This window comes from Filimonas zeae (assembly GCF_014641615.1).
GTDB classification, from domain to species: domain Bacteria; phylum Bacteroidota; class Bacteroidia; order Chitinophagales; family Chitinophagaceae; genus Filimonas; species Filimonas zeae.
Window position 1 is genome coordinate 1245160 of sequence record NZ_BMIB01000001.1, and the last position, 23978, is coordinate 1269137.

A 23978-nucleotide genomic window follows, 5' to 3' on the forward strand; every position below is an offset into this window, starting at 1 on the left:
CCCCCTGTAAAGCCACAGGGGGGCTTTTACTTTGTGTTTGTTAATGAATCTTTAAATATCCTTGTTTTATGAAAAAACTGCTTGCCAGCATCCGGCGGCTTGTGCCGGGTGCCAACTATGTAAGCCAGGTGTTGCTTATAGTGTTGTGTATGACTGCTTTACCCACCTGGGCCCAGCAAAAGGTTACCGGTACAGTAACGGACGGTAAAGAACCCGTTGCCGATGTATCAGTAACTGTAAAGGGCAGTACGCGTGGGGTAAATACAGACAGTCTGGGACGTTTCTCTATTACTGCAGCCAGCGATGCTGTGCTGGTTTTTTCTCATTTAAGTTTTGGTGTAAAGGAAGTTCCGGTAAACGGGCAATCAAGTGTAACTGTTGAACTTACCCAACTGGCAACTTCTGCCGGTAACGAGGTAGTAGTGGTAGGTTACAGCTCGCAGAAAAAAGCTACTGTAACCGGTTCTATTTCTGTGGTAAAAGGGTCAGACCTGGTAAAAAGTCCCACGGCCAACGTGTCCAATGCGTTTGCGGGCCGTTTTTCCGGTATGGCCATCAACAACCGCTCGGGCGAGCCGGGTTATGATGGTTCTTCTATCCTCATCCGCGGTATGGCTACCACTGGTAGTAACGATGTACTGGTAGTGGTGGATGGAGTTCCGGGCCAGGTAGGTGGTCTGGAACGTTTAAACCCGAACGACATTGAAAGTGTGTCAGTTTTAAAAGACGCGTCTGCTGCTATTTACGGTAGCCGCGCGGCAAACGGTGTAATTCTGGTTACCACCAAGCGTGGTAAAACCGGCAAGCCTTCCATTTCTGCCAGCTTTAACCAGGGTTTTTCGTCACCCACCCGCTTGCCTAAAATGGCAGATGCGGCTACGTACGCTACCATCAGAAATGAAATTGAATACTGGAATAACCAGGCAGGTGGTTTAAATCAGGTGTACTCAGCTGAAGAAATTCAGAAATTTGCCAACGGCTCCGATCCGCTGAATTATCCTAATACCGATTGGGCAAAGGCTACGCTGCAAAATACCACTTTGCAAAATCAGGCTAATATTTCTGTTTCCGGCGGTTCTGAAAATGTGAAATATTTTATTTCCGGCGGTACCCTGTATCAGGATGGTTTGTATAAAAATGGTGCAACCAAATACAAACAGTATAGCTTCCGTTCTAATATTGATGCGAATATTACCAATGACTTCAAAGTAGGCCTGTATTTATCAGGCAGGCAGGAAGACCGTAAATTCCCTATTTCTTCTGCCGGTGATATTTTCCGCAGCATCTATCGCGCCTATCCTACAGCACCTGCTATTTTCCCTAATGGCTTACCCGCTTATGGTATAGAAGGCAGTAACCCTGTACTGATGGCTACAGATATTGGTGGTACCAGCGAAAATCCGCGTTCTGTATTCAATGGTATTTTAAAAGCCAGTTATAATATTGCTGCTGTAAAAGGCTTGTCTGTAGATGGTTTTATGGCTATGGATAAGATGTGGAATTTTACTAAAACCTTTTCCAAACCTTACCTGGTGTATCAGTATTTCAGAAATAGTGATACTTACGAGCAACGTGTAACAGGTGGTGGTGCTGATGCTAAAGCCACATTGAACCAGAGCCAGGAAAATGTTACGCAGCTTACTTACAACTTTAAAGTAAACTACAACCGCAACTTCAGAGGCCATTCAGTTAATGCTTTTGTGGGTTACGAGCAGAGCGAGCAAAAGCGTGATTTATTCGGCGCTTTCCGTCAGCGTTTCCCAACTATCACAACTCCTGAGTTGTCGCAGGGAGGTACAGGTGCGGAGGATATTTATAATACCGGTTTAGGTAGCAGATATACCCGCAGAAGTTATATTGGTAAGTTTGGTTATAGCTATCAGGAAAAATACCTGGCAGATGTACAAATGCGTATAGATGGCTCTTCTACCTTTCCACGCGGTAAGCAGTATGGGTATTTCCCTTCTGTTTCAGCAGGCTGGCGTATTTCTAAAGAATCTTTCTTTGACGTAGGTTTTGTAAATGATTTAAAGCTACGTGCTTCATACGGTTTACTGGGTAATGATAATGTGGCACCTTTCCAATACCTGAATAATGATACTTTATTAAGCAGGGTAGTACTCGGCCCAGGTGCAGGTGTTATTACGCCCGGTGTTGATCTGGCAAAACTGGCTAACCCCAATATTACCTGGGAAGAAGCCCGTAAAATGGATGTAGGGTTGGAAGCTACTCTTTTCAATCACTTTAATGTGGAAGTGGTTTATTTTCAGCAGAAGCGTTCTAAAATTCTGGCTCCCCGAAATGCGTCTATTCCTAACGTAACTGGTATTGTTAACCCTTATGGTTCTGCAACGCTGGTACCTGATGAAAATATAGGTAAGGTAAACAGTCATGGTATAGAAGCTACACTGGGATATAACAACAGAAGCGGCGACTTTACTTATGGCATTTCCGGCAACTTTACGTATGCTGCCAACAAAATCATATTTATAGATGAAGCACCTGGTGTATTAGACCATCAGAAGAGAACAGGAAGACCGGTTAACACCTACCTGTTGTATAATGCTATTGGTATTTACCGCACAGAAGCTGAGTTAACCAAATATGCCAAACCTGATAACGTAACACCTAAGCTGGGCGACCTGTATTATGAAGACTTTAATGGTGATGGCAAGATTACTGCGGATGACCAGATCAGAAGTACGTTAAGCAATCTGCCGCAGATTACTTACGGTGCAGTACTGAATGGCGGTTATAAAAACTTCGATCTGGCAATTGTACTGTCCGGACAGTCCAGAGTAAGTCAGTATGTATTACCCGAGTCAGGTACTGTAGGTAATTTTTACAATACCTGGGCTGCTAACCGTTACAGTCCAACCAACCCTAATGGTTCTTACCCACGGGTAGATACAAGAGCTTCTAATTCTCCTGCCGGTGGACAGTTTAAAAATAACTTCTGGCTGAACAACGCTTCTTTCCTGCGTTTAAAAAGTATGGAGCTGGGTTACAACCTGGGTAACGCGCTGTTAAAAAGAACCGGATTGCAGGGTGCAAGGGTGTATGTAAACGCCTTTAACCTGTTTACCCTAACCAGGGTTAAAGATTACGATCCTGAAGGCAGCAGCGAAAGCGGTCAGTTTTATCCGCAGCAACGTATTATTAACCTGGGTGTAAATGTTCGTTTCTGATTTTTAAAAGAACACATATGAAAAAGAGAGTTTTAATCAATATACTTTGTGCGGCAGGGGTGCTTGCGGGTGTTTCCTGTAAAAAGAATTTTTTAGATGTAACGCCTACCGACCGTTTGTCGGAGGCGCAGTTACAGGGCGACTCTTCTCTGTTTGAAGCTTTTGTTATTAACCGTTATCTGGGTGTAAGGTTGCAGGATAAAGAAGCTGATGGGGTTGATCCTGGGTTTGGAAGAGGATTTGAATATGCCATGTGGAGTTCTATCACAGATGAATCTGTATATAATAATGATGATAACACCTGGCTGATACAGCGTGCACAACTGGCACCTGAAAATACGGGTATTGCCGGTTCTTTATGGGGCCGTAGTTACCGTGGCATACGTGAATGTAACTATGCGCTGAATCTGTTGGGTGGTGTGGTAATAAGCCCGGCGCGCCGCGACCAGTTAAGGGGTGAATTGAAGTTTCTCCGTGCCTTCCGTTATCAGGATCTTATCCGTAATTATGGTGGGGTAATTCTGAGAGGTGACAGAATCTCTAATCTGGGTGATGATTTTACGGATGACGCTTTGTTTAAAAAGAGTACGATACAGGAATGTATGAATTATGTACTGGCTGAATTGGATTCTGCTGCTATTTATCTTCCTGCCGACAACGGAGCGGGATGGTTACAGGGGCGTGCAACCAAAGGAGCTGCGCTGGCGTTAAAGTCAAGGTTAGCGTTGTATGCAGCCAGTCCTTTATACAACGCCGGTACCTGGGAAGCAGCTGCTACCGCAGCTAATGCGGTAATTGCACTTAACAAATACGGCATATACAGTGGTGGTTATGGAAATATGTTTCTGGATGCCAATAACAACGAGAACATTCTTGCCCGTCAGTTTATAAAAAATGCCGGTCATACACACCTGGAAATTGCCAATGGTCCTAACAGTTATGAAGGCTGGGGAGGCAACGTGCCTTTACAGAATCTGGTAGATGATTATGAAATGAGCAACGGTAAAGCTATTACTGATCCCTCTTCAGGTTATGATACTGCTAACCCATATGCTAACAGAGATAAGCGTTTTTATGCTACTATTCTGTACAATGGTGCCAGCTACCGCGGCGGTACTGTTGAAACATTTACACCAGGTGGAAGAGATAGCAAGGATGGCCCGAATAACTGGAATACTTCCAGAAGCGGCTACTACCTGAAGAAGTTTATGAACGATACTTATCCTATCATTAACCCCTGGGGTAACGCAGGCTTTCAGCCCTGGTATTATTTCCGTTATGCAGAAATTCTGTTAAACTATGCGGAAGCGGCTAATGAAGCCTATGGTCCGGATGTTATTCCTTCAGGTGCAACCTTAAGCGCCCGTGCTGCGGTTAACCAGGTAAGGGCCCGTGTGGGTATTGAAATGCCGGCACTGGAAGCAGGTCTTTCTAAAGATGCTATGCGTGCGGCTGTACGCTACGAGCGTCGTGTAGAACTGGCGTTTGAAGAACATCGTTTTTATGATGTAAGAAGATGGATGATTGCACCGGTTACGGAGAATATACCTGCCTACGGTATTGTCATTCACAAAACCGGTAATACTATAACCTGGCACGAAAGAAAGATTGCACTGGACGGCCGTAAGTTTGAAACCAGAAACTACTTCCTGCCTATTCCAAGAACGGAAATTCAGGCTTCAAACGGCAAGATTCAACAGACTACGGGTTACAACTAAACGAATAATTCATGAGGAAATCGCGGGTTACGCTTTTGCACCTGGGGCTTACAGGACTGTTAACAGGTTTACACTGTTACAGTCCTGCACAGCAGGTGCAGGTACAATACAACACAGGCACCACCTATCAGACAATACGCAACTTTTCAGCATCTGATGCGTGGTCGTGTCAGTTTACCGGTAACTGGCCGGATGCTAAAAAGAATGCCATGGCAGACTGGTTGTTTAGTATGGATACGCTGGGTGATGGCTCGCCTAAAGGCATTGGCCTATCACTCTGGCGTATGAACATAGGGGCAGGCAGCACGCAGCAGGGCGCCAACTCCGGCATTCGCGATGAATGGCGCAGGGCGTCTGCACTGGCATTGGATGGCACACCGGAAAGTGCGGAAGTAAAAGCGCAGCTTTGGTTTATGCAGGCAGCACGTAGCAGAGGGGTGGAGCAGTTTCTGGGCTTTTATAATAGCCCGCCGGTACAGCTTACCCGCAACGGAAAAGCGTTTGCTACCAACAAGGTTACTAATATTGACAGTACGCAGTATAGCGCTTTTGCAGCCCAAACCGTAAAAGCAGTACAGCATATTAAAACTGCTACCGGTATTACACTGGATTATCTAAGCCCTATTAACGAGCCGCAGTGGGATTGGAGTGATGGCGGCCAGGAAGGCAGCCCTTACTACAACCGCGAAATAAGTGGTGTGTTTAAGGCCATGCATACTGCTTTTAAAAGCAATGGCCTTACCACAAAACTGCTGGTAGGCGAAGCGGGTAGCCATAAATACATGCTGCCCAATTCTGACAGACCGGGAAAAGACGATCAGGTAAAAGCGTTCTTTCAAAAGAATCCCACTACTTATCTGGGTAACCTTAATACCATCAGCCGTACCATTGCCTCACACAGTTATTTCAGTACCTCGCCCGCAGCAGAAGCTATTGACCTGCGCAAGCGTGTGGCAGCACAGGTAGCGGGTGTTAAGGGGCTGGAGTTCTGGCAGAGTGAGTATTGTATCCTGGGCGATAACGCCGGTGAAATAGATGGCAATAAAAAAGACACCGGTATTACTGCTGCGTTATACGTAGCGGGCGTAATACATAAAGATCTGGTGTATGCCAACGCAGCTGCCTGGCAGTGGTGGATAGCCATTTCGGCGTATGATTATAAAGATGGCCTTATTTATATTGACCAGAAAAAAGAAGATGGCAACTACAGCGACAGCAAAATGCTGTGGGCGCTGGGTAACTACAGTCGCTTTGTACGGCCGGGTATGCGCCGTTTTGAGGTAGCCACTACCAGTAATGTACAGGCATCTGGTTTTGCCGGTGCTGGTAATAAAGAGTTGGTATTTGTACTGGTAAACGCAGGTAATGAGGCGCAGCAGGTAAGCCTGGTAAATGCCCGTGGCAATAAAAACACATCCGCTGTACCAGTAACTACCTATACAACCAGTGCTGCCGGTAAACTGCTAAAAGGCAGTGCTACCGCAGCAAACACCACTATACCTGCAAAAAGTATAGTAACAGTTATTCTGCAAACAAAAAAGAAATAGCATTACATGAAAAAATGGATAGCAGCCTTACTGGCATTACAGCTTTGTACGGGTGTGGAAGCACAGCAAAAACATACGTTTGCGCTGGGTGACCATGCGTTTATGCTGGATGGTAAACCGTTTCAGATGATCTCTGCCGAAATTCACTATCCCCGTGTGCCTAAGGAAGCCTGGCGCCAGCGTATGCAAATGGCCAAAGCCATGGGCATTAACACCATAGGCACCTATGTGTTCTGGAACGTGCACGAGCCTCAACAGGGCCAGTACGATTTTGCGGGTAACAATGATATTGCTGCGTTTGTAAAAATTGCAGCAGAGGAAGGTTTATGGGTGGTGCTAAGGCCCAGCCCGTACGTATGTGCCGAGTGGGAGTTTGGTGGTTACCCATACTGGCTGCAAAAGCAGAAAGGCCTGGTAGTGCGCAGTCAGGAAGCTGCTTACATTAAAGCCTATAACAATTACATTCAGCAGGTTGGTAAACAACTGTCTGCCTTACAGGTAAACAAAGGCGGTAACATTCTGATGGTGCAGGTAGAGAACGAATATGGTTCTTACGCCGGCGATAAAGACTATCTGGAGCTGAACCGCAAGATGTTTGTAAAGGCGGGTTTTGACGGTATATTATATACCTGCGACCCTGCCAAAGACGTAGAGCGCGGACATTTACCCGGCTTACTGCCTGCCGTAAACGGTGTGGATAATCCGGCTAAAATAAGAGAACTGGTACAGAAGTATCACGCTGGTAAAGGCCCTTACTATGTAGCGGAATGGTATCCTGCCTGGTTTGACTGGTGGGGTGCTAAACACCACACCGTACCTGCCGAACAGTATACTGGTCGCCTGGATACACTGTTGGGTGCAGGCATATCCATTAACATGTACATGTTTCATGGTGGTACCACCCGCGGTTTTATGAACGGCGCTAACTATTACGACAGCGTAGGTTTTGAACCACAGATAAGCAGTTATGATTACGATGCACCGCTGGATGAAGCCGGTAACGCAACCGATAAGTTTATGCAGTTCCGCAGCGTAATACAAAAGCATTTACCTGCCGGGCAAACCCTGCCAGCGGTACCTGCTGCCAAAAAAACAATCAGCATTGATAATATTACCTTCAGCGCCCAGGGCGATATGTATGCACAATTACCTAAGCCGGTAAAAGCAGACGCGCCTTTAACGTTTGAGCAATTGAGCCAGGCCTATGGTTATGTGCTTTACCGCACACGCCTGCCTAAAGGCAAAGCGGGTGTACTAAAGATAAACGGCCTGCGCGATTACGGTGTGGTGTTTGTAAATGGTAAAAAGCAGGGTGTGGCAGATCGTATGCTGCGTACCGATAGCCTGGCTATTGAAGCTGGCAGCGGTGAGCAGGTAATTGACATTCTGGTTGAAAACCTGGGCCGCGTAAACTTCGGACCTAATTTATTAAAGAACAACAAAGGCATTACCGGTGATGTTACTTTAAACGGCACCGTGTTAAAAGGCTGGCAGATGTATTCACTGCCTATGGCTTCTGTTGATAAGGTGGTGTACAATAACAAACCCGGCAAAGATGTACCTGTGTTGAAGAAAGGAAGCTTTCAGCTTACCGAAACCGGTGATACTTATTTAAACCTGAGCCAGTGGGGCAAAGGTTGTGTATGGGTAAATGGAAACAACCTGGGCAGATATTGGAACAAAGGCCCCCAGCAAACAGTATATGTGCCTGCTGAGTGGCTGAAAAAAGGAAACAACGAAATTGTTATTTTTGAAATGATAACCCCTGAGCAGAACAGTATACACGCTTTACAAAAGCCGATACTGGACCAGTTGCAGGCAGCAAAATAAATTTCCAGTAAACTTTGATAATGTATAGGCCTCTGTAATCTTACAGGGGCTTTTTTGTGCCTTTGATATTATTGGTAGTTTTTATATGACAGAGGTAATTCCTCTTTTCGTAAGCGAGTTTCCCGATTTCGTCAGCCCTTGGAGCGGCTATCCGGTCACCTTTGCAGAAATTTAACAAATAATGATGATGGACTGCCGCAACTCGCAAAGGCTTTTGTCCGTAGCAATGCTACTATTCTTTTCTGTTTGTATTTCCTTTTTATATGCACGGGAAGGTGAGAATGATAATCCTGAAAAAGGGATGATTACCGGCCAGATTACCACTGCCGACAATAAAGTGGCAGATGGTGTTACAGTTCGTTTGAAGGGTACAGCCAAAGTAACCATGACCAATGAAACCGGCTTTTACAGTTTTAAAAACCTGCCTGCCGGTACTTATGAGGTGGAAGTAACGCTGGTAGGGCACGAGCCGGTTACCAAAACTGTTCAGTTAGAAAAAGATGGTAAAAAGAACAACGTATCATTTAAACTGAGCATTTCTCAGGTTGCGTTGGATGAGGTTGTAGTAAGCACCGGCGTTAACCGTTACAAAGCTAACGGTGTATCTCCCAGTTTGCGTTTACAAAGCTCTATTCTGGAAACCCCGCAAAATATACAGGTGGTAGGGGCGCAACTACTGGCCGATCAGCAGGTGTTTGATATTGTTGATGGTATTACCCGAAACGTAAGTGGCGTTACCCGTCAGGGCCATTGGGATAATCAATATGCAAACATCCGTATGCGTGGTTCTAAACTACCTGCTTTCCGCAATGGTATGAACATTGAAGCTTCGTGGGGGCCTACTGCTGAAGACGTTTCTATGATTGAGCGTATTGAGTTTGTAAAAGGCCCTGCCGGTTTTATGCTGGCAGCAGGTGAGCCTGGCGGTTTTTACAATGTGGTAACCAAAAAGCCTACAGGTATTACCAAAGGCGAAGCTACTGTAAGCATGGGTAGCTTCAGCACCTACCGCACTTCTTTAGATCTGGATGGTAAGTTGAGTAAAGATGGTCGTTTATTATACCGTTTAAACATGGCGGCCCAGCAAAAAGACTTTTTTACCAAATACAATTACAGCAATCGTTATATGATAGCCCCGGTTGTAAAATACCTGGTGGATGATAAAACTTCTGTAACTTTTGAATATACCTTCCAGGGCTCCAAATACCTGGCAAACGGTAACTATACCTTCTCTCCCAAAGGTTTTGCCGATGAAGGCATTGCTAACAATTTCTTTTATGCCGATCCTTCCCTGGAGCCTGGCAAACTGAGAGATCATAGCATGTATGTATATCTGGATCATAAAATGAATGAAAAGTGGAACATGCATGCGCAGGTGGCTTACTTCAACTTTTCCATGGTGGCTAACAGTGTATGGGCTGGTTATCTTACTGCCAACGGCGATATGAACCGTTATTTCAGCATTGGTGATGAAGCTGGTGAGAACCGATTTGGCCAGCTTTCTTTTTCCGGTGAAGAAAGAACCGGCGCTATCCGGCACCGTATTATGGGCGGGGCTGATTTTGGAAACAAAAAGTTCTGGGGCGATTTCCGGACATTGAAAAGTCCCCTGAATCTGGCTGGTGGCAAAGCATTCAATGTATACAATCCGGAATACGGCATTCCAATGGATTCCATTCCAAGCATAGATCGTTCTAAAAGCGTACGTACGCGCGCGGGTGGCACTAACTATTTAACTGCTGTTTCTTATGGTTCGGCATATGTGCAGGACGAACTTGGCTTTTTGAACGATCAGTTACGTGTAAGCGTGGGACTGCGTTTTACCTATGCGGAAACAGTAACCAAAAACAGGTCGTTTGATGTGAATAATAATGTTTTTTCACCGCGTGTTGGCCTTAGTTATTCTATTGATAAGTACACTTCTGTATATGGTTTGTACGATCAGTCTTTTGTACCGCTTTCAGGTTTTACAGCAGACCAGACTCCTTTAAAACCTATTCGTGGTAATGATCTTGAAGCGGGTATTAAAAAAGACTGGATGGGTGGCCGCTGGAGATCTTCCGTTTCTGCCTACATTATTAAAAGAAAGAATGCAACCATTACTGAGCTGATTAATAACGTTAGTACAACAACACAGCTGGGGGAAACTACCTCTAAAGGCATTGAAGTGGATATGAGCGGTGAAATATTGCCAGGTTTAAATACCAATATCAACTATGCGTACACCAATTCTAAAATAACCAAAGGAGATCAGGGTAAAAATCAGGAAGGTAACTGGACGGGTAACACCGCAGCCCACGTAACCAATGCCTGGTTGCAGTATCGTGTACGCAAAGGTGCTTTTGAAGGATTTGGTGCTTCTGCCGGTATACAATGGCAGGCTGACAGGTACATTGGCACAGCAGCCAAAGCACCTAATTTTCCTAATTATTTCCGTGGAGATGCAGGTGTGTCGTTACAGCGTGGCAAATTCAATATTTCACTGCTCGTAAATAATGTATTGAATAATCTGAAACTGATGACTGCAGGTTCAGTTACTACGCCAACCACACAGCTGGCTAACACAGTAGGAGCGGTTCCTTACTATGCTTATATTCTGGAACCCCGTCGTAATTTCCGTATGACTATTGCTTATCGGTTTTAATACCGGAGGATAATAAATGACTGAAAGGGAACTGTCTGTACAAGGGCAGTTCCTTTTTTGTTTGATACCTGTGAGGTAAATGGGCCTGCAAGATGTTTTTTGTTATATCTGAATAATTTATCCTACGTATGCCCCCTCAGAGCGTACTGCTGAAGCGATGGTATGCCCTCATCGAGTGCTGGTGAGCCCTCACCGAGCCGTGGTGAGCCCTCACCGAGCCGTGGTGAGCCCTCACGGAGCCGTGGTGAGCCCTCACGGAGTCGTGGTGAGCCCTCACGGAGTGCTGGTGAGTCCTCACCGAGCTATGGTGAGCCCTCATCGAGCCATGGTGAGCCCTCACCGAGACGTGGTGAGTCCTCACTGAGTTGTGGTGAGCCCTCATCTAGTTTTAGTGAGCCCTCACCGAGTCGTGGTGAGCGCTCATCGAGCCATGGTGAGCCCTCACCAAGGCTCGATGAGTACACTCTGCGCAGTTATTCTATGGTAAAATGCCTCTGGAAGTTTAGTTTTTCCTGATTGCGTAAATGTTTTTTCTGATTTTGCTGTCCCTTACGTGAGAGGTGTGTGAGTTTTGCAGCCCAAACATATGTCGATATGAAGAATTATGTACTGCTGCTGATTTCGTTTTTAATATGTACCCCGGGTATGCTTGCTGCCCGCGATAACGGGCCTGATAAAAATGGCACTGTAAAAGGTACAGTAACTACTGCTGATGGCAAGCCCGCTGAATCTGTAACCGTGGTGTTGAAAAATACTAAAAAGTCTGCTGTTACAGATGAAAAGGGTGAGTTTATATTAAGTAACGTAAAACCAGGTGTATACACATTACAGGTAACACTGGTGGGTTATGGTTCCAAAGAAGAAAGTATTACAGTAGAGGAAGATAAAACGGTAAAAACTACTGTTGCATTGTCGTTATCTAACGAGCAGCTGGAAGAGGTGGTAGTAAATACCGGACGCAGCAGGTTTGCTAAAAAAGAGTCAGGCTACGTGGCCCGTTTGCCTTTAAAAAACCTGGAAAATCCACAGGCTTATAATGTGGTAACCAAAGAATTAATGCAGGAGCAGGTAGTAGTGAATTTTGATGATGCCCTGAAGAACACACCGGGTGTAAACAGGCTCTGGTCGTCTACCGGCCGTCCTAACGATGGTGCCGGTTATTTTTCTATGCGGGGTTTTAGTGTACAGCCTACTATGATTAATGGCGTACCCGGACTTACCAATGGTGGTATTGACCCAGCCAATGTAGAAAGAATTGAATCTATCAAAGGCCCATCGGGTACCCTTTTCGGTAGCAGCTTTATTTCCTTTGGTGGCCTGCTGAATATTGTAACCAAAAAGCCTTACGAAAATTTTGGTGGTGAGGTAAGTTATACTACCGGCGGTTTTGGCTTAAGCCGTATTACTGCCGATATAAATGCGCCTTTGAATGCAGACAAAACCGCCCTGTTTCGTGTAAACAGTGCTTACCATAGCGAAGGCAGTTTTATGGATGCGGGTTTTAAAAAGTCATTCTTCCTCGCACCCGGCTTTTCTTATAAGGCCAGCGATAAGCTGTCTTTTCTGGTAAACACAGAATTTTATACGGCACAAAGCACCAATGCAACCATGGTGTTTATGAACCGCAGCCGTCAGCTGAAAGCGCGTACACCGCAAGAGCTGAATATGGATTTTAACCGCTCTTATACCAGCAATGATCTTACCTACAGAACGCCTACCGTAAACCTTTTTGCGCAGGCTACTTATAAAATATCCGATCAATGGACATCACAAACCAACTTGTCCAGAAGTGTTCGTAAAAGTGATGGCTATTACTCTTACATCATGTTCCTGGATGGAAGTGCCGCCGGCGCTATTGCAGCCAATGATACACTCATCAGCAGGTTTGTATACAATCAGAATTCTACTACCACTACTACCGATATTCAGCAGAACTTTATCGGCGACTTTCATATCGGCAACATGCGTAACCGGGTGGTGGCAGGGCTTGATTTTGCTGATGTAAGTGCGGTGAACAATAACAGCGCGTCTCCTGTGTTTGATTATGTAAATGTTACCCGTAACAACGATACCCGGTATGGTATGCTTACCAAAGCTGCGGTAGATGCTAAGCTGGCGGGACTGAGCGGTCTTAAAGATGGTAACAGCAACCAAACCTACAGTGCTTATGTGAGTGATGTGTTTAACGTTACTGATCTGCTGAGTGTAATGGCAAGTGTACGGGTAGATCGTTTTGAAAGCAAGGGTAGTAAAAACTATATTACCGGTGTAATATCCGGCAATTATGGTCAAACCGCTGTATCGCCCAAGTTTGGGTTGGTGTATCAGATAGTAAAAGATCAGGTAAGTGTGTTTGGTAACTATATGAATGGTTTCCGCAACGTAGCGCCTGGTACCATGGTGCTGGAAGAGTTTACCAATATTTTTAAACCACAGCAGGCCAATCAGTGGGAAGGTGGTGTAAAGCTGGATGCGTTTAACCACAAACTTGCTGTTACGGCCAGCTACTACGATATTCTGGTAAAGAACATGACGCGTGGCGAAACCGTGGTGCGCAATGGCCAGAGCTATAACGTAACCGTACAGGATGGTACGCAAAAAAGCAGAGGTGTAGAGCTGGATGTAATTGCCAACCCGCTGCCCGGTTTTAATGTGGTGGCAGGTTACAGCTATAACGATAGCAAAATGGTACAGGCTCCTGCTTTTACCAAAGACAGAAGACCGGTGGGTGCCGGCCCCGCTACACTGGCCAATGCCTGGATAAGTTATACCCTGCATGAAGGTGACCTGCAAGGCCTGGGCCTGGGCTTTGGTGGTAACTATGCCAGCAAAAACAATATAACCAACGATTCCAGAACGGGACTGTTTACGTTGCCTTCTTATACCGTAATGAATGCGAGCATTTTTTACAATGCTAAAAAATACCGTCTGGCGCTGAAAGTGGATAACCTGGCTAACAAAGAATATTTTGGTGGCTGGACTACACTGGAGAAACAAATGCCAAGACGTTTAACAGCTAATATGACATTCAGATTCTAAGGGATACATATTATTGATTCCGATATAAAAAGCGGATGTTCTTCTATATAAGAAGGCATCCGCTTTTCTTTTGAAAAATTGTTTACTATTATTATGTTACATTTGTTTACCTACCTTCGACGGCACCGGCTTGTATAGCGCTTAAGTGAATAGGTTGATGCACAATCAGAATGTAATATGGAACACGTTCCGGTATGGAGACGAAGCTGCTTTTAAAACCATCTTTGATCAGTTCTACGATCAGCTATATAACTACGGCCATAAGTTTACCACCGATACCTTTATTATAGAAGAAGCCCTGCAGGATTTGTTTGTGAAGCTTTGGAAGAACAAAGACAACCTGGGCGAAACCGGTTCTGTAAAAAATTATCTGTACAAAGCCTTCCGCCGGGTGCTGCTGCGCAAGCTGGATTACGCGCCACGCCTTCAATTGTTTGCTGCCAGTGATGAGAACGTGCCATTTATGATAGAGCCGGGGCATGATAACAGCCTGATACAGAGCGAAGGTTTGGCCGAGATACGCCAGAAGCTGGTGCAGGCGCTGGAAAAGCTATCGCCCCGCCAGCGTGAAATTATTCATTTAAAATATTATGAAGAGCTGGAATATGAAGAGATAGCAGGCATTATGCAGCTATCTGTTTCCAGCACGTATAAACTGCTTTACCGTGCAGTAGACTCCCTTAAGGCCCATTTCTCCCCACTGGAATGGATTGCCGTTATCTCCCTTTTAGCCCTGAAAAAATAATTTTTCATTTTTTTTCTTTTTGGTGGGATAAAAAGAAAAAAGCGTGTGTAGTTAATAGAAGAGAACGATGAGCGAGCAGGAGCAAGCATACACGGGCTATACAAGCCTCGATTTTTTTGAAGACGACCGTTATATCAGGTTTATTCTGCATCCGGATGCAGGGGAAGCTGCATATTGGGCAAACGTTTCTGAAAATTCTGCTGACAGGGCAGCTGCCATGGAGGAGGCACGTGTATGGATTCTGCTGCTGAACCGGCAGCCGGTACAAACCCCGGCAAAAGGGAAGGAGCAGGCCTGGCAACAGCTTACGCAGCGTATAGATACCTGGCAGCAGCAACGCACCCGGTATGTGGTACCGCTAAAGCGGGCCTCCGTTTGGGTAGGCAGTGTGGCAGCCGTGCTGATGGCGGTGTGGGTGTTGAGAGAGTGGACGCAGCATGGAACACAGCAGTTTGCCACTGACTTTGGAAAACTACGTGAAGTAGTGCTTCCTGATGAATCGGTGGTTACGCTCAACGGTAACTCTAACGTGCATTACAACCGCGGCTGGAAAACCAGCAAGCCACGCGAGATGTGGCTACAGGGTGAGGCATTTTTTAATGTTAAACACGTAGCCGTTCAAAACCGCTGGCAGCAGAGTGATTCGTTTCTGGTGCATGTAAACGGACTGAATTTAACCGTAACGGGTACAAAGTTTAATGTAAAAAGCAGGCGCAGCGCCATTGAGGTTACGTTGCTGGAAGGCGGACTGCGGGTGGATAAGGATGGTGTAAATGCTTTTTCAAAAGTATTGAAACCGGGTGATGTGTTTGTATATGATAGAGCACAAACCGCAGCCGGTCAGCTACAGGTAAATCCGTTATCGCGCAATGCGTGGACAAGGCGAGAGCTGGAGCTGGACGGATATACTTTATTACAATTATTACAGATTCTGGAAGATACATACGGGTATGATATTACCCTGCAATCGCCGGAACTCGCCGATAAAAAATTAACCGGAACTATTCCGGCCTCCAGTGGAGAGGATATTCTTTTTGTGTTGCAAAAGACACTTGGTTTACGTGTAAGCCGTAATGGAAACCGGCTGGTGATTTCGAAAATTTAACTCTGAAACTAAAACAATGCTTATGAAGAAAGCGTGCCTTATTGTCGCGTGGTTACTTTCTGTTTGCCTGTCTGTGCCGGTTTGGGCGCAACAGCAGCGGATACTTCTTTCCAAAGCACTTGCCGAAGTAAAGGCGGTGTATGGAACCCGGTTCTCTTACGAAGAACATTTGCTGGATGATGTGTATGTTAACAGCAATCTTAAATTCTCCCCCAACGACCCCGTAGAAAATGTATTAAAAGATTTGTTATATAGTAAGGGTTTTCTGTTCCTGTATGTACAGAAGAATTATTACACCATTGTTAAGGATAACAGAAAGAAAGAAGATGGCGGTACAGGTACGGAATCTGCTCCTGACAAGGTAGAAGCATATGTGCCATCATCTGTTCCGGATTATGTACAAACCATTACCGGCCGCGTAACAGACGCCGATGGTAAGCCATTAATTGGCGCTACTGTACTGCCTGATGGGTATGCTGTTACCTCTGGTGTAAGCACCAACAGTGATGGCTATTATACATTACGGTTAAGGGTTAAAACCACTGCGGTAGTATTCAGTTATATAGGTATGGTGCCTCAGAAGTTGCCGATAGAAGGTAAAGCAATGTTGAATGTGCAACTGGAGTATGAGGCTGCCACTCTTTCCAACGTAAGTGTTGTATCTACCGGTTATCAGGTTTTACCTAAGGAGCGTGCTACCGGTTCTTTTGGCGTAATTACGGCCGAAAAAATAAAAGAAGTGCCTGCACCCAGTTTAATGGAGCGTTTGGAAAGTGTTACACCCGGACTTCGTATTGATGTAAGGAATAACACCATTGCCATAAGAGGCACTAATACACTTCAGGCAAGCGTAGGTACTACACCTTTAATTGTTATTGATGGTTTTCCTGCTCCTTTGTTCGATCAGACTTTAACAGAGCGCCTGAATGCAAACTCTGCTGCAGGTGCGGTGTTAAGCCGTTATAACCCGGAAGATATAGAATCTATCACCGTGTTAAAAGATGCTGCTGCTGCCTCTATCTGGGGTGCCAAGGCAGCTAATGGAGTTATTGTAATTACTACTAAAAAGGGACAAAAGAATACTTCCCGCTTAAACTTCAGTACTGCCATCAGTACTTCTAACCCTGCCAATATGGATCATCTGAACCGGATGAGTAGTTCGGATTATATAGATCTGGAGCGCGAGATGAAAGGCATGGGGTATTTTAGTGATCCGGCTATATGGACACCCAGTTCATGGATGACGTTTAATCAGAACAGGCCTGTAAGTGAGGCACTGGAGTGGATGTTTAAAGTAGATCGCGGAACGGCTACTGCACAGCAGCGCGATTCTGCACTGGCTGCACTGGGCAGGCTGGATAACCGTGCGCAGATACGCGATTTGTTAATGCAACGCGCAGTATCTCAGCAGTATAACCTGTCTTTATCTGGCGGCGGGCAAAACAGCACCTATTTTGTATCAGCCAACTACACTAAGGATGTTCCTGTATTCAGAAAAAATGTAGGGGAAAGCTATTTTGTAACGGCCAACCTTTCTAATAACCTTTTTAACAATCGCGTTACTTTAAATACCGGGATTAACTATAACTACGCCAGCAGTACCTCTAACCAGGCGGGGTTGAATGCCATTGGTAACAGCAATATGGGCCTTCGCCCGTACGAAATGCTGCAGAATGAAAAAGGCCAGGCTATTGGCCGTAACCTTTTATTCCGCGATGAGGTGGCAAACGACTTTGTAAGCAAAGGCTATATGCCTTTTACATACAGCCCCCTGCAGGAGTTGAACTATGGCAATGGCGTTAACAAACAAAACCGTTTTCGTTTTGTAACCAGCATCAATACCAAAATAACCAACTGGTTAAATATAGATGTGGCCGGTATGTTACAGAAAAGTATAGGCGAAAATAATCAGCTGTCCGATTTAAACAGTTACAGCACCCGTATCAGCATTAATGAGGGTACTACGGTTAACCCTAACGGCTCTTTACTGTATGGTGTGCCTTATGGTGGTATTATGCTTACTACGTTTGCTGCTTCAGATAACTATTCATTACGCGGGCAGGTAAACGTGAACAAAAATTTTGGTGATAACTTTTCGCTGAATGCGGTTGCCGGAACGGAAATAAGGGAAGATAAACGCAACAGCCGCCAGCAAACCAGATATGGATACAATGATGAAGTAAAAAGTTCTGCATCATTTACACCAGGCGTTCCTTACAATACCATCTACGGCTGGTCGTCCAGTTTATCTTATAACGATGGCTCTATTACTGCCAATGTTGAGCGTGCGCTTTCTTATTACAGTAATGCAGCATTATCAATGTTCAACAATAAGTATGTGGTTTCGGGTAGTGTGCGGTTTGATGATTTTTCTATGCTGGGTGTATCCAGAAGCAAGCGTGCTAAACCATTATGGTCTGCAGGTGCCAAATGGAATGTACTGGCAGAAGATTTTATGAAGCATGTAAATGGTATTAATAACCTGGCAGTTCGTTTAACCTACGGTACGGGTGGCTCTTTGCCCAGAAGTGTGGCAAATGCTGCATTGGTGTCGCTTTTCCCGGCCAACACTATTACCGGTGAAACGTATGGGGTAATTGGTACCCCTGCCAATAACACTGCCGGATGGTCGCTTACCAGAAGCACTAACCTGGGGGTAGACGTGGCTTTCTTAAAAGATCGCTTATCGGTAAGTGCAGATGTTTATCGTAAAAGAACTACGGACTTACTGTGGATTTTTCCCATCAACCCCACTTACGGATGGACCAGTCTTGAACATAATGCCGCCAGCATGACCGGTAAGGGATTTGAGCTGTCTGTTACAGGGCAGATAATAAAGAAAAAGAATTTCCTGTGGTCATCTACGTTTAATATTTCTTATAATACCAACAAGGTAACGGATGCACGTTTTATCAATCCTAACAATACCACTCTGGTAAACTCGGCTACTCCTATTGAAGGAATGCCTACCGATTATCTTTATGCTTACAAGTGGGCCGGACTTGATACCCTGGGACGTTCGCAGATATTTGATAAGGACGGTAAAGTTGTAAGTGCGGATATTAATAATACGCAGTTAACAGAAGCAGATCTGGTTTACAAAGGCCGTACTACGCCACCTTTCTTTGGTGGCTTTTTCAACAACTTTACTTATAAAGGTTTTACACTGGGGGTACGTATGACATATGAAATGGGTCATGTCTATCGCCGGTTGTCTATCGAAAACTATCCTGATTATACCAACTTCACGTATTCAGGTGTAATAGGTGCCCAGCAGGATCTGGCTTTACGCTGGAGAAAGAAAGGAGATGAAGCGGTAACCAATGTGCCGGGGTTAAAAAATATTAACTACAACAGCAGTAACCGTTATAAAAACTCTGATCTGTTAACACAGAGTGCCAGTCATATCCGCCTTCAGCAGATTTCGCTGGGTTACCAGTTGCCTGCGCAGTTACTGTCGCGCGTGGGTGCTAAATCAGCCAGCTTTACCGTTTCGGCAAGAAACTTTGGAATTATATGGCGTAAAAACAAGTTTGGAGACGATCCAAGCTATATAGCCAGGAACAGCTATAATAATCTGCCTCCTGCTACTGCCTGGTTTTTCAGTTTTAATGTTGGATTCTAAAATTGCTTAAACGTAATAACAATGACTAAATATATTGTATACCTGTCGGTGGCTGTAGCTGCCATCGGCAGCTTTTCCTGCCGCAAGTATGTAGAAGTGGAGCAACCCAATCAGCGGGTGTTAAAATACACTTCCGATTATCAGGCCCTGTTGAATAATGTAACTGTATTTGAGGGGGGGTATAACATGCCTATGTTATCAGAAAGTGATGTGGATGCAGGTAATAGTACGGCTGTTCAAAACCGGTTAACCAACGAGCTGGGTAACATTTATACCTGGGCGGCAGATTACTATACAGGCGCACAAACAGATGGTGTCTGGACACAGCAGTACAACGTTATTTATGAGTGTAATGCTATTGTAAATGGCGTAATGAGCAGCCTGAATGGTACCGATGCACAAAAGCAGACTATTTATGCAGAGGCGCTGGCACAGCGGGCGTATACTTATCTGATGCTGCTGAATATGTATGCTCCGGTATACAACCAGGCTACAGCATCTACCGATCTGGGATTGCCTTTGCTGCTTTCCCCCGATTTGTTTGTTGATCTTACGCGCAGTTCGGTTCAAACCGTATATGACCAGATTTTACAGGATGTTACAACAGCGCTTCCTAACCTGCTGGATCATCCTTCTAATAATCTGCATGCAGGCAAAGCGGCGGGTTATGCTACACTGGCCCGTATGTATCTGTATATGCAGAACTATGCTAAAGCAGGCGAAAATGCGGCTATGGCTTTGCGTTATCAGGATTCATTACTTAACCTGTCTGCATTTGGTACTACGCTTACGGGCTATCCCCGGAGGCTGCAACACCCCGAGTTGATTTTATGTAAAAAGGGTGCAAGATTAGGCTTCTTCTCCCTGCCGCTGAGCAATGAGTTGCTTAGCTATTTTTCTGCCAACGATCTGCGTTACACATTATATACACGCGATGGCAGCAACTTTTCTCCCTCCTTTACCGGAAGGGGCTCTTTTAAGTACAACTTATTTGCGAATGATGATATAGCCATAGGTGTTTCCGTACCGGAGATGATGCTGATACAGGCCGAAGGCCTGGCGCGCAATAACCAGCCGTCTGAAGCAATGGCGCTGGTTAACAAATTACGGCAAAAGCGTTTTAAGGCGGCGGATTATGTAGCGCTTTCTGCCAACACCGGCACTGAGGCGCTGAATATAGTGCTGGCAGAAAGAAGAAGAGAGTTGTTTGGTACGGGCCTGCGCTGGTTTGACCAGAGAAGGCTTAGCAGAGAGCCGGCCCTGGCTACTACGGTAACCAGAGCGTTTAAGGGTAATAACTATACACTTGAGCCGGGTAGTAACCGCTTTGTATATCCGATAGCGCCGTATTATATTCAGCTGAACCCCGAAATACAACAGAATAAAAGATAACAGGTAAAAGATCAGGCTATGAAAAAAGGATTATGTGCCTTAAGCCTGGGAATTTTTGTTGCTGTATCAGCAGTGAATGCCCAGAACAATTTTGAACAGTATAAGAACGCAGACCCGCGCGAACTGGTGAACAGTAAAGACCTTACACAGCAGCAGCTGGAACGGTTGGTGCGTTACTACTCCTACGATGCAAAAGACGCAAAACGGGCAGCATTGCTGGATTCACTGCTGGTGCAGAAAGAACCTAAGGGGCCTTATGCCCGCATGTCAGCTTTTCAAAACGCTAATCAGGAAAGAAACAGCAGCGTGCGCCAGGAAAAACTGGAAAAGCTGTTGCGTGATTTTCCTAAAGCGGAATGGAACCATAATCCTAAAGTGCAGGGCTTCATTTATTATAGCGTAGACAGAGGGCTGGGAGAATTGTACTTCGTAAACAAACAGTTTGATAAGCTGATACCCTATGCAGCGGGTATGGATTTTAAGTCGGAGAATGAAGTGTACCGCTGGAATGTGATGCGTGCATACATGTTTAAAATGATAGGCTATGATACCTTGTATCAGGTAGCTACTCCTATGATTAAAGATCTGATTGCAAAAGTAAAAGACGGGTCTTATATAGAGGAAGGTGTATTTGATGCGGCAAAAGCGCAGGAGAATGCCAATGAGCAGCTGGATAACGAACTGAATATTTATATACAGTTGCTGAATAGCCTGGGCAAATATGAAGAAGCGAAAGGTTATTTCGCGTACCTGAGCCCCAAAGGTCAGTACGGAAAGGCTGAGTTGAACGAACTGCACATGAGCCTGTTGGAAAAGCTGAATGAAAAAGAAGCTATTCAGCCGTTACTGGAAAAAAGCATCAATGTCAATGCGGTTACCCCGGTTATGTTTGATAAGCTGAAGAAGATTTATGCCGCAAAGCATGCAGGCATGAATGGCTATGATGCCTATGTTACTTCTTTACAGTCTAAAGAAGGACAGGAGAAGTTAAAGGCCCATGTAAAAGAACATATGGCCAACTGGGAGTACCAGCCGTTTGCCCTGGAGAATGCAAACGGAGAACTGGTAAGATCCAGCGAGTGGGGCGATAAAATTGTGGTGGTTGATTTCTGGGCTACCTGGTGTAAGCCATGTATTGAAGCTTTTCCCGGTATGCAATTGCTGATTGATAAGTATGCCAAAGACAGCAGTGTGGGGGTATATTTTATAGGCACCATGCAGTTTGGCGATTATAAAACCAAGTCGGTAGATTATGTAAAAAGCAAAGGCTACCGTGGCTTTAACCTGCTGCACGATGCGGTAAATAAAAAAACAGGCGAGCAGGATGTGGTGTATAAATCTTTTATGCCTTATTTCAAAGCCTCTGGCATTCCCCGTAAAGTGGTGCTGAAAGATGGTGTTATGCGCTATACTTCTGAAGGCTATTCAGGCAGTCCCAGTTTGCTGGCTGATGAGTTGTCGTACGTTATTGAACTGCTAAAAGCTGAAAAGTAATGAGAGTATGGAACAAAGCTGCTGTAATGGCAGCTGCCTTAACAGGCATGGTGTACGGTGCGCAGGCACAGATGAACCCGAAAGAGAAATTAGCAGCCGCACTGAAAGCTATACAGGATAACTATGTGGATGTAATGGCCGATGAAAAGCTGGTAGATGCAGCTATTGCTGGCATGATACGCGAGCTGGACCCGCATTCGCGCTACTTTAGCCGCGAAGAGGCTTTGCAGATGCGCGAAGCTATGAGCGGTAGCTTCACTGGTATTGGCATTGAATACCTGATGCAGCGGGATAGTGTGTATGTAACGCAGGTAATTCCGGAAGGGCCTGCGGATAAAAAGGGACTTCAACCTGGTGACCGTATTATTGCTATCAACGGTAAATCTGTTGCCGGCCAGCAGATCAGCAATTATGATATTATGAAAATGCTGCGGGGCGAAAAAAATACACCGGTTACTTTACAGATATGGCGTGCTGCTACCCAGGCACCCTTTACCACAGAAATTGTAAGGGGGGCTATACCCGATAAATCGGTAAAAGCCGCTTATATGGTGAATGATAAAACCGGTTATATAGCCTTGCGCATATTCAATTCCACCACCCGGCAGGAGATGGACAAAGCCCTGGAAGAACTGAAAGCAAAGGGTATGCAAAACCTGATACTGGATTTACAGGGCAATGGCGGTGGATATGTAGAAGCAGCGATAGGCGTAGCAGATGAGTTTTTGAAAAAAGATCAGCTGGTGTTTTACAGCAGCCCGCAGGATGGTGGTAAAGATTATTATTACACCAGTGGTTCAGGGCAGTTTATGGAAGGGAAGCTGGTGGTAATGATAGATCAGAACACCGCCTCGGCCAGTGAAATATTATCCGGAGCCTTGCAGGATTGGGACCGTGCGGTACTGGTAGGCAGAAGAAGTTTTGGTAAGGGATTGATGCAGAAGCCTACGGCACTGCCTGATGGCTCTGTAATGGAGCTAACGGGCGCACGTTATTTTACACCATCCGGCCGCTCTATACAAAAACCCTATCATGGCGCGCAGTACGATGATAATGTTGCTACCCGTATGGCCAGTGGCGAGTTGGTAAATGCAGGTGTGGTACACTTTGCAGATTCGCTGAAGTTTACCACCCTGGTAAGCAAACGCACGGTATATGGTGGCGGCGGTATTATGCCGGATAAGTATGTGCCTATTGATACCATTGAATACAATGGCTGGTTGCAGGATGTGTCTGATGCAGGTTTGGTAAACAAAGCAGTATTTGCTTATATAGAAGGTAACCGTACTGCTTTGCATACTGCTTATCCGCAGTTTACCACTTTCTTAAACAGCTTTCAGTTACCTGCCACGGTAGTGGAAGAGGTAGTGGAAGAAGCGCAGAAAGCAGGCAGGCCATTACAACCGGCAAACGCAGCACGTTTACGCAACCTGCTGGCGTTGGAGATTAAGGCGCAGGTGGCAAGGCAGCTGTATTCAGGTAATACTTATTACACACAGGTAATGAATAGTGACAACGAAAGCTACCGCAAGGCGTTAGAAATTATCTCCGATGCAAATGCATACAACAACTATCTGCCTGTGGTAAAACCGGCGGCTAAAAAATCCGCAAAAAAATAGCGATCCATTCATTTTATTAATAAGCGTTATGA

General features: G+C 45.3%; 12 protein-coding genes. All 12 read left to right on the forward strand.

The genetic code is table 11. The features are described 5' to 3' along the window. Positions 1-68 precede the first annotated feature (68 nt). The 12 genes from IEY13_RS04930 (at position 69) to IEY13_RS04985 (ending at position 23946) form a co-directional block, all read left to right on the forward strand. Positions 69-3188, forward strand: a complete 3120-nt coding sequence (locus IEY13_RS04930) for a SusC/RagA family TonB-linked outer membrane protein (protein ID WP_188950828.1) — start codon at positions 69-71, stop codon at positions 3186-3188. A 17-nt stretch (positions 3189-3205) separates the two neighbouring features. Then, complete coding sequence (locus IEY13_RS04935) at positions 3206-4906, forward strand: RagB/SusD family nutrient uptake outer membrane protein (RefSeq protein ID WP_188950829.1); 1701 nt, start codon at positions 3206-3208, stop codon at positions 4904-4906. Positions 4907-4917: 11 nt separating this feature from the next. Next, positions 4918-6453: a glycoside hydrolase gene (locus IEY13_RS04940; protein WP_188950830.1), complete on the forward strand. Its 1536-nt coding sequence runs from the start codon at positions 4918-4920 to the stop codon at positions 6451-6453. A gap of 6 nt (positions 6454-6459) precedes the next feature. After that, positions 6460-8283, forward strand: coding sequence for a glycoside hydrolase family 35 protein (locus IEY13_RS04945; RefSeq protein ID WP_188950831.1), 1824 nt, complete (start codon positions 6460-6462; stop codon positions 8281-8283). A 181-nt stretch (positions 8284-8464) separates the two neighbouring features. Next, a complete protein-coding gene (locus IEY13_RS04950; RefSeq protein WP_229687732.1) occupies positions 8465-10927 on the forward strand; it encodes a TonB-dependent receptor in 2463 nt (820 codons plus the stop codon). Between the two features lie 594 nt (positions 10928-11521). Next, positions 11522-13966: a TonB-dependent receptor gene (locus tag IEY13_RS04955; RefSeq protein ID WP_188950832.1), complete on the forward strand. Its 2445-nt coding sequence runs from the start codon at positions 11522-11524 to the stop codon at positions 13964-13966. Between the two features lie 157 nt (positions 13967-14123). Then, positions 14124-14711 (forward strand): RNA polymerase sigma factor, encoded by a 588-nt coding sequence (locus IEY13_RS04960; RefSeq protein ID WP_188950833.1) that lies wholly within the window; start codon positions 14124-14126, stop codon positions 14709-14711. Between the two features lie 67 nt (positions 14712-14778). Continuing rightward, positions 14779-15816, forward strand: coding sequence for a FecR family protein (locus tag IEY13_RS04965; protein ID WP_188950834.1), 1038 nt, complete (start codon positions 14779-14781; stop codon positions 15814-15816). Between the two features lie 22 nt (positions 15817-15838). Beyond that, positions 15839-19441, forward strand: a complete 3603-nt coding sequence (locus tag IEY13_RS04970; protein ID WP_188950835.1) for a SusC/RagA family TonB-linked outer membrane protein — start codon at positions 15839-15841, stop codon at positions 19439-19441. Positions 19442-19462: 21 nt separating this feature from the next. Continuing rightward, positions 19463-20833, forward strand: a complete 1371-nt coding sequence (locus IEY13_RS04975; RefSeq protein WP_188950836.1) for a RagB/SusD family nutrient uptake outer membrane protein — start codon at positions 19463-19465, stop codon at positions 20831-20833. Between the two features lie 18 nt (positions 20834-20851). Next, the gene (locus IEY13_RS04980; protein ID WP_188950837.1) at positions 20852-22327 is read left to right on the forward strand and encodes a TlpA family protein disulfide reductase; all 1476 of its coding nucleotides are present in this window, start codon (positions 20852-20854) and stop codon (positions 22325-22327) included. Further along, the gene (locus tag IEY13_RS04985) at positions 22327-23946 is read left to right on the forward strand and encodes a S41 family peptidase (protein WP_188950838.1); all 1620 of its coding nucleotides are present in this window, start codon (positions 22327-22329) and stop codon (positions 23944-23946) included. Before IEY13_RS04980 ends, IEY13_RS04985 begins: the two co-directional genes overlap by 1 nt. Positions 23947-23978 lie beyond the last annotated feature (32 nt).

What these genes read in the sequence shown, in the direction of transcription:
- IEY13_RS04965 (WP_188950834.1), top strand. Translation starts at nt 14,779, where the DNA reads ATGAGCGAGCAGGAGCAAGCATACACGGGCTATACAAGCCTCGATTTT.
- IEY13_RS04940 (WP_188950830.1), top strand. Translation starts at nt 4,918, where the DNA reads ATGAGGAAATCGCGGGTTACGCTTTTGCACCTGGGGCTTACAGGACTG.
- IEY13_RS04945 (WP_188950831.1), top strand. Translation starts at nt 6,460, where the DNA reads ATGAAAAAATGGATAGCAGCCTTACTGGCATTACAGCTTTGTACGGGT.
- IEY13_RS04980 (WP_188950837.1), top strand. Translation starts at nt 20,852, where the DNA reads ATGAAAAAAGGATTATGTGCCTTAAGCCTGGGAATTTTTGTTGCTGTA.
- IEY13_RS04975 (WP_188950836.1), top strand. Translation starts at nt 19,463, where the DNA reads ATGACTAAATATATTGTATACCTGTCGGTGGCTGTAGCTGCCATCGGC.
- IEY13_RS04985 (WP_188950838.1), top strand. Translation starts at nt 22,327, where the DNA reads ATGAGAGTATGGAACAAAGCTGCTGTAATGGCAGCTGCCTTAACAGGC.
- IEY13_RS04960 (WP_188950833.1), top strand. Translation starts at nt 14,124, where the DNA reads ATGCACAATCAGAATGTAATATGGAACACGTTCCGGTATGGAGACGAA.
- IEY13_RS04930 (WP_188950828.1), top strand. Translation starts at nt 69, where the DNA reads ATGAAAAAACTGCTTGCCAGCATCCGGCGGCTTGTGCCGGGTGCCAAC.
- IEY13_RS04955 (WP_188950832.1), top strand. Translation starts at nt 11,522, where the DNA reads ATGAAGAATTATGTACTGCTGCTGATTTCGTTTTTAATATGTACCCCG.
- IEY13_RS04950 (WP_229687732.1), top strand. Translation starts at nt 8,465, where the DNA reads ATGATGATGGACTGCCGCAACTCGCAAAGGCTTTTGTCCGTAGCAATG.
- IEY13_RS04935 (WP_188950829.1), top strand. Translation starts at nt 3,206, where the DNA reads ATGAAAAAGAGAGTTTTAATCAATATACTTTGTGCGGCAGGGGTGCTT.
- IEY13_RS04970 (WP_188950835.1), top strand. Translation starts at nt 15,839, where the DNA reads ATGAAGAAAGCGTGCCTTATTGTCGCGTGGTTACTTTCTGTTTGCCTG.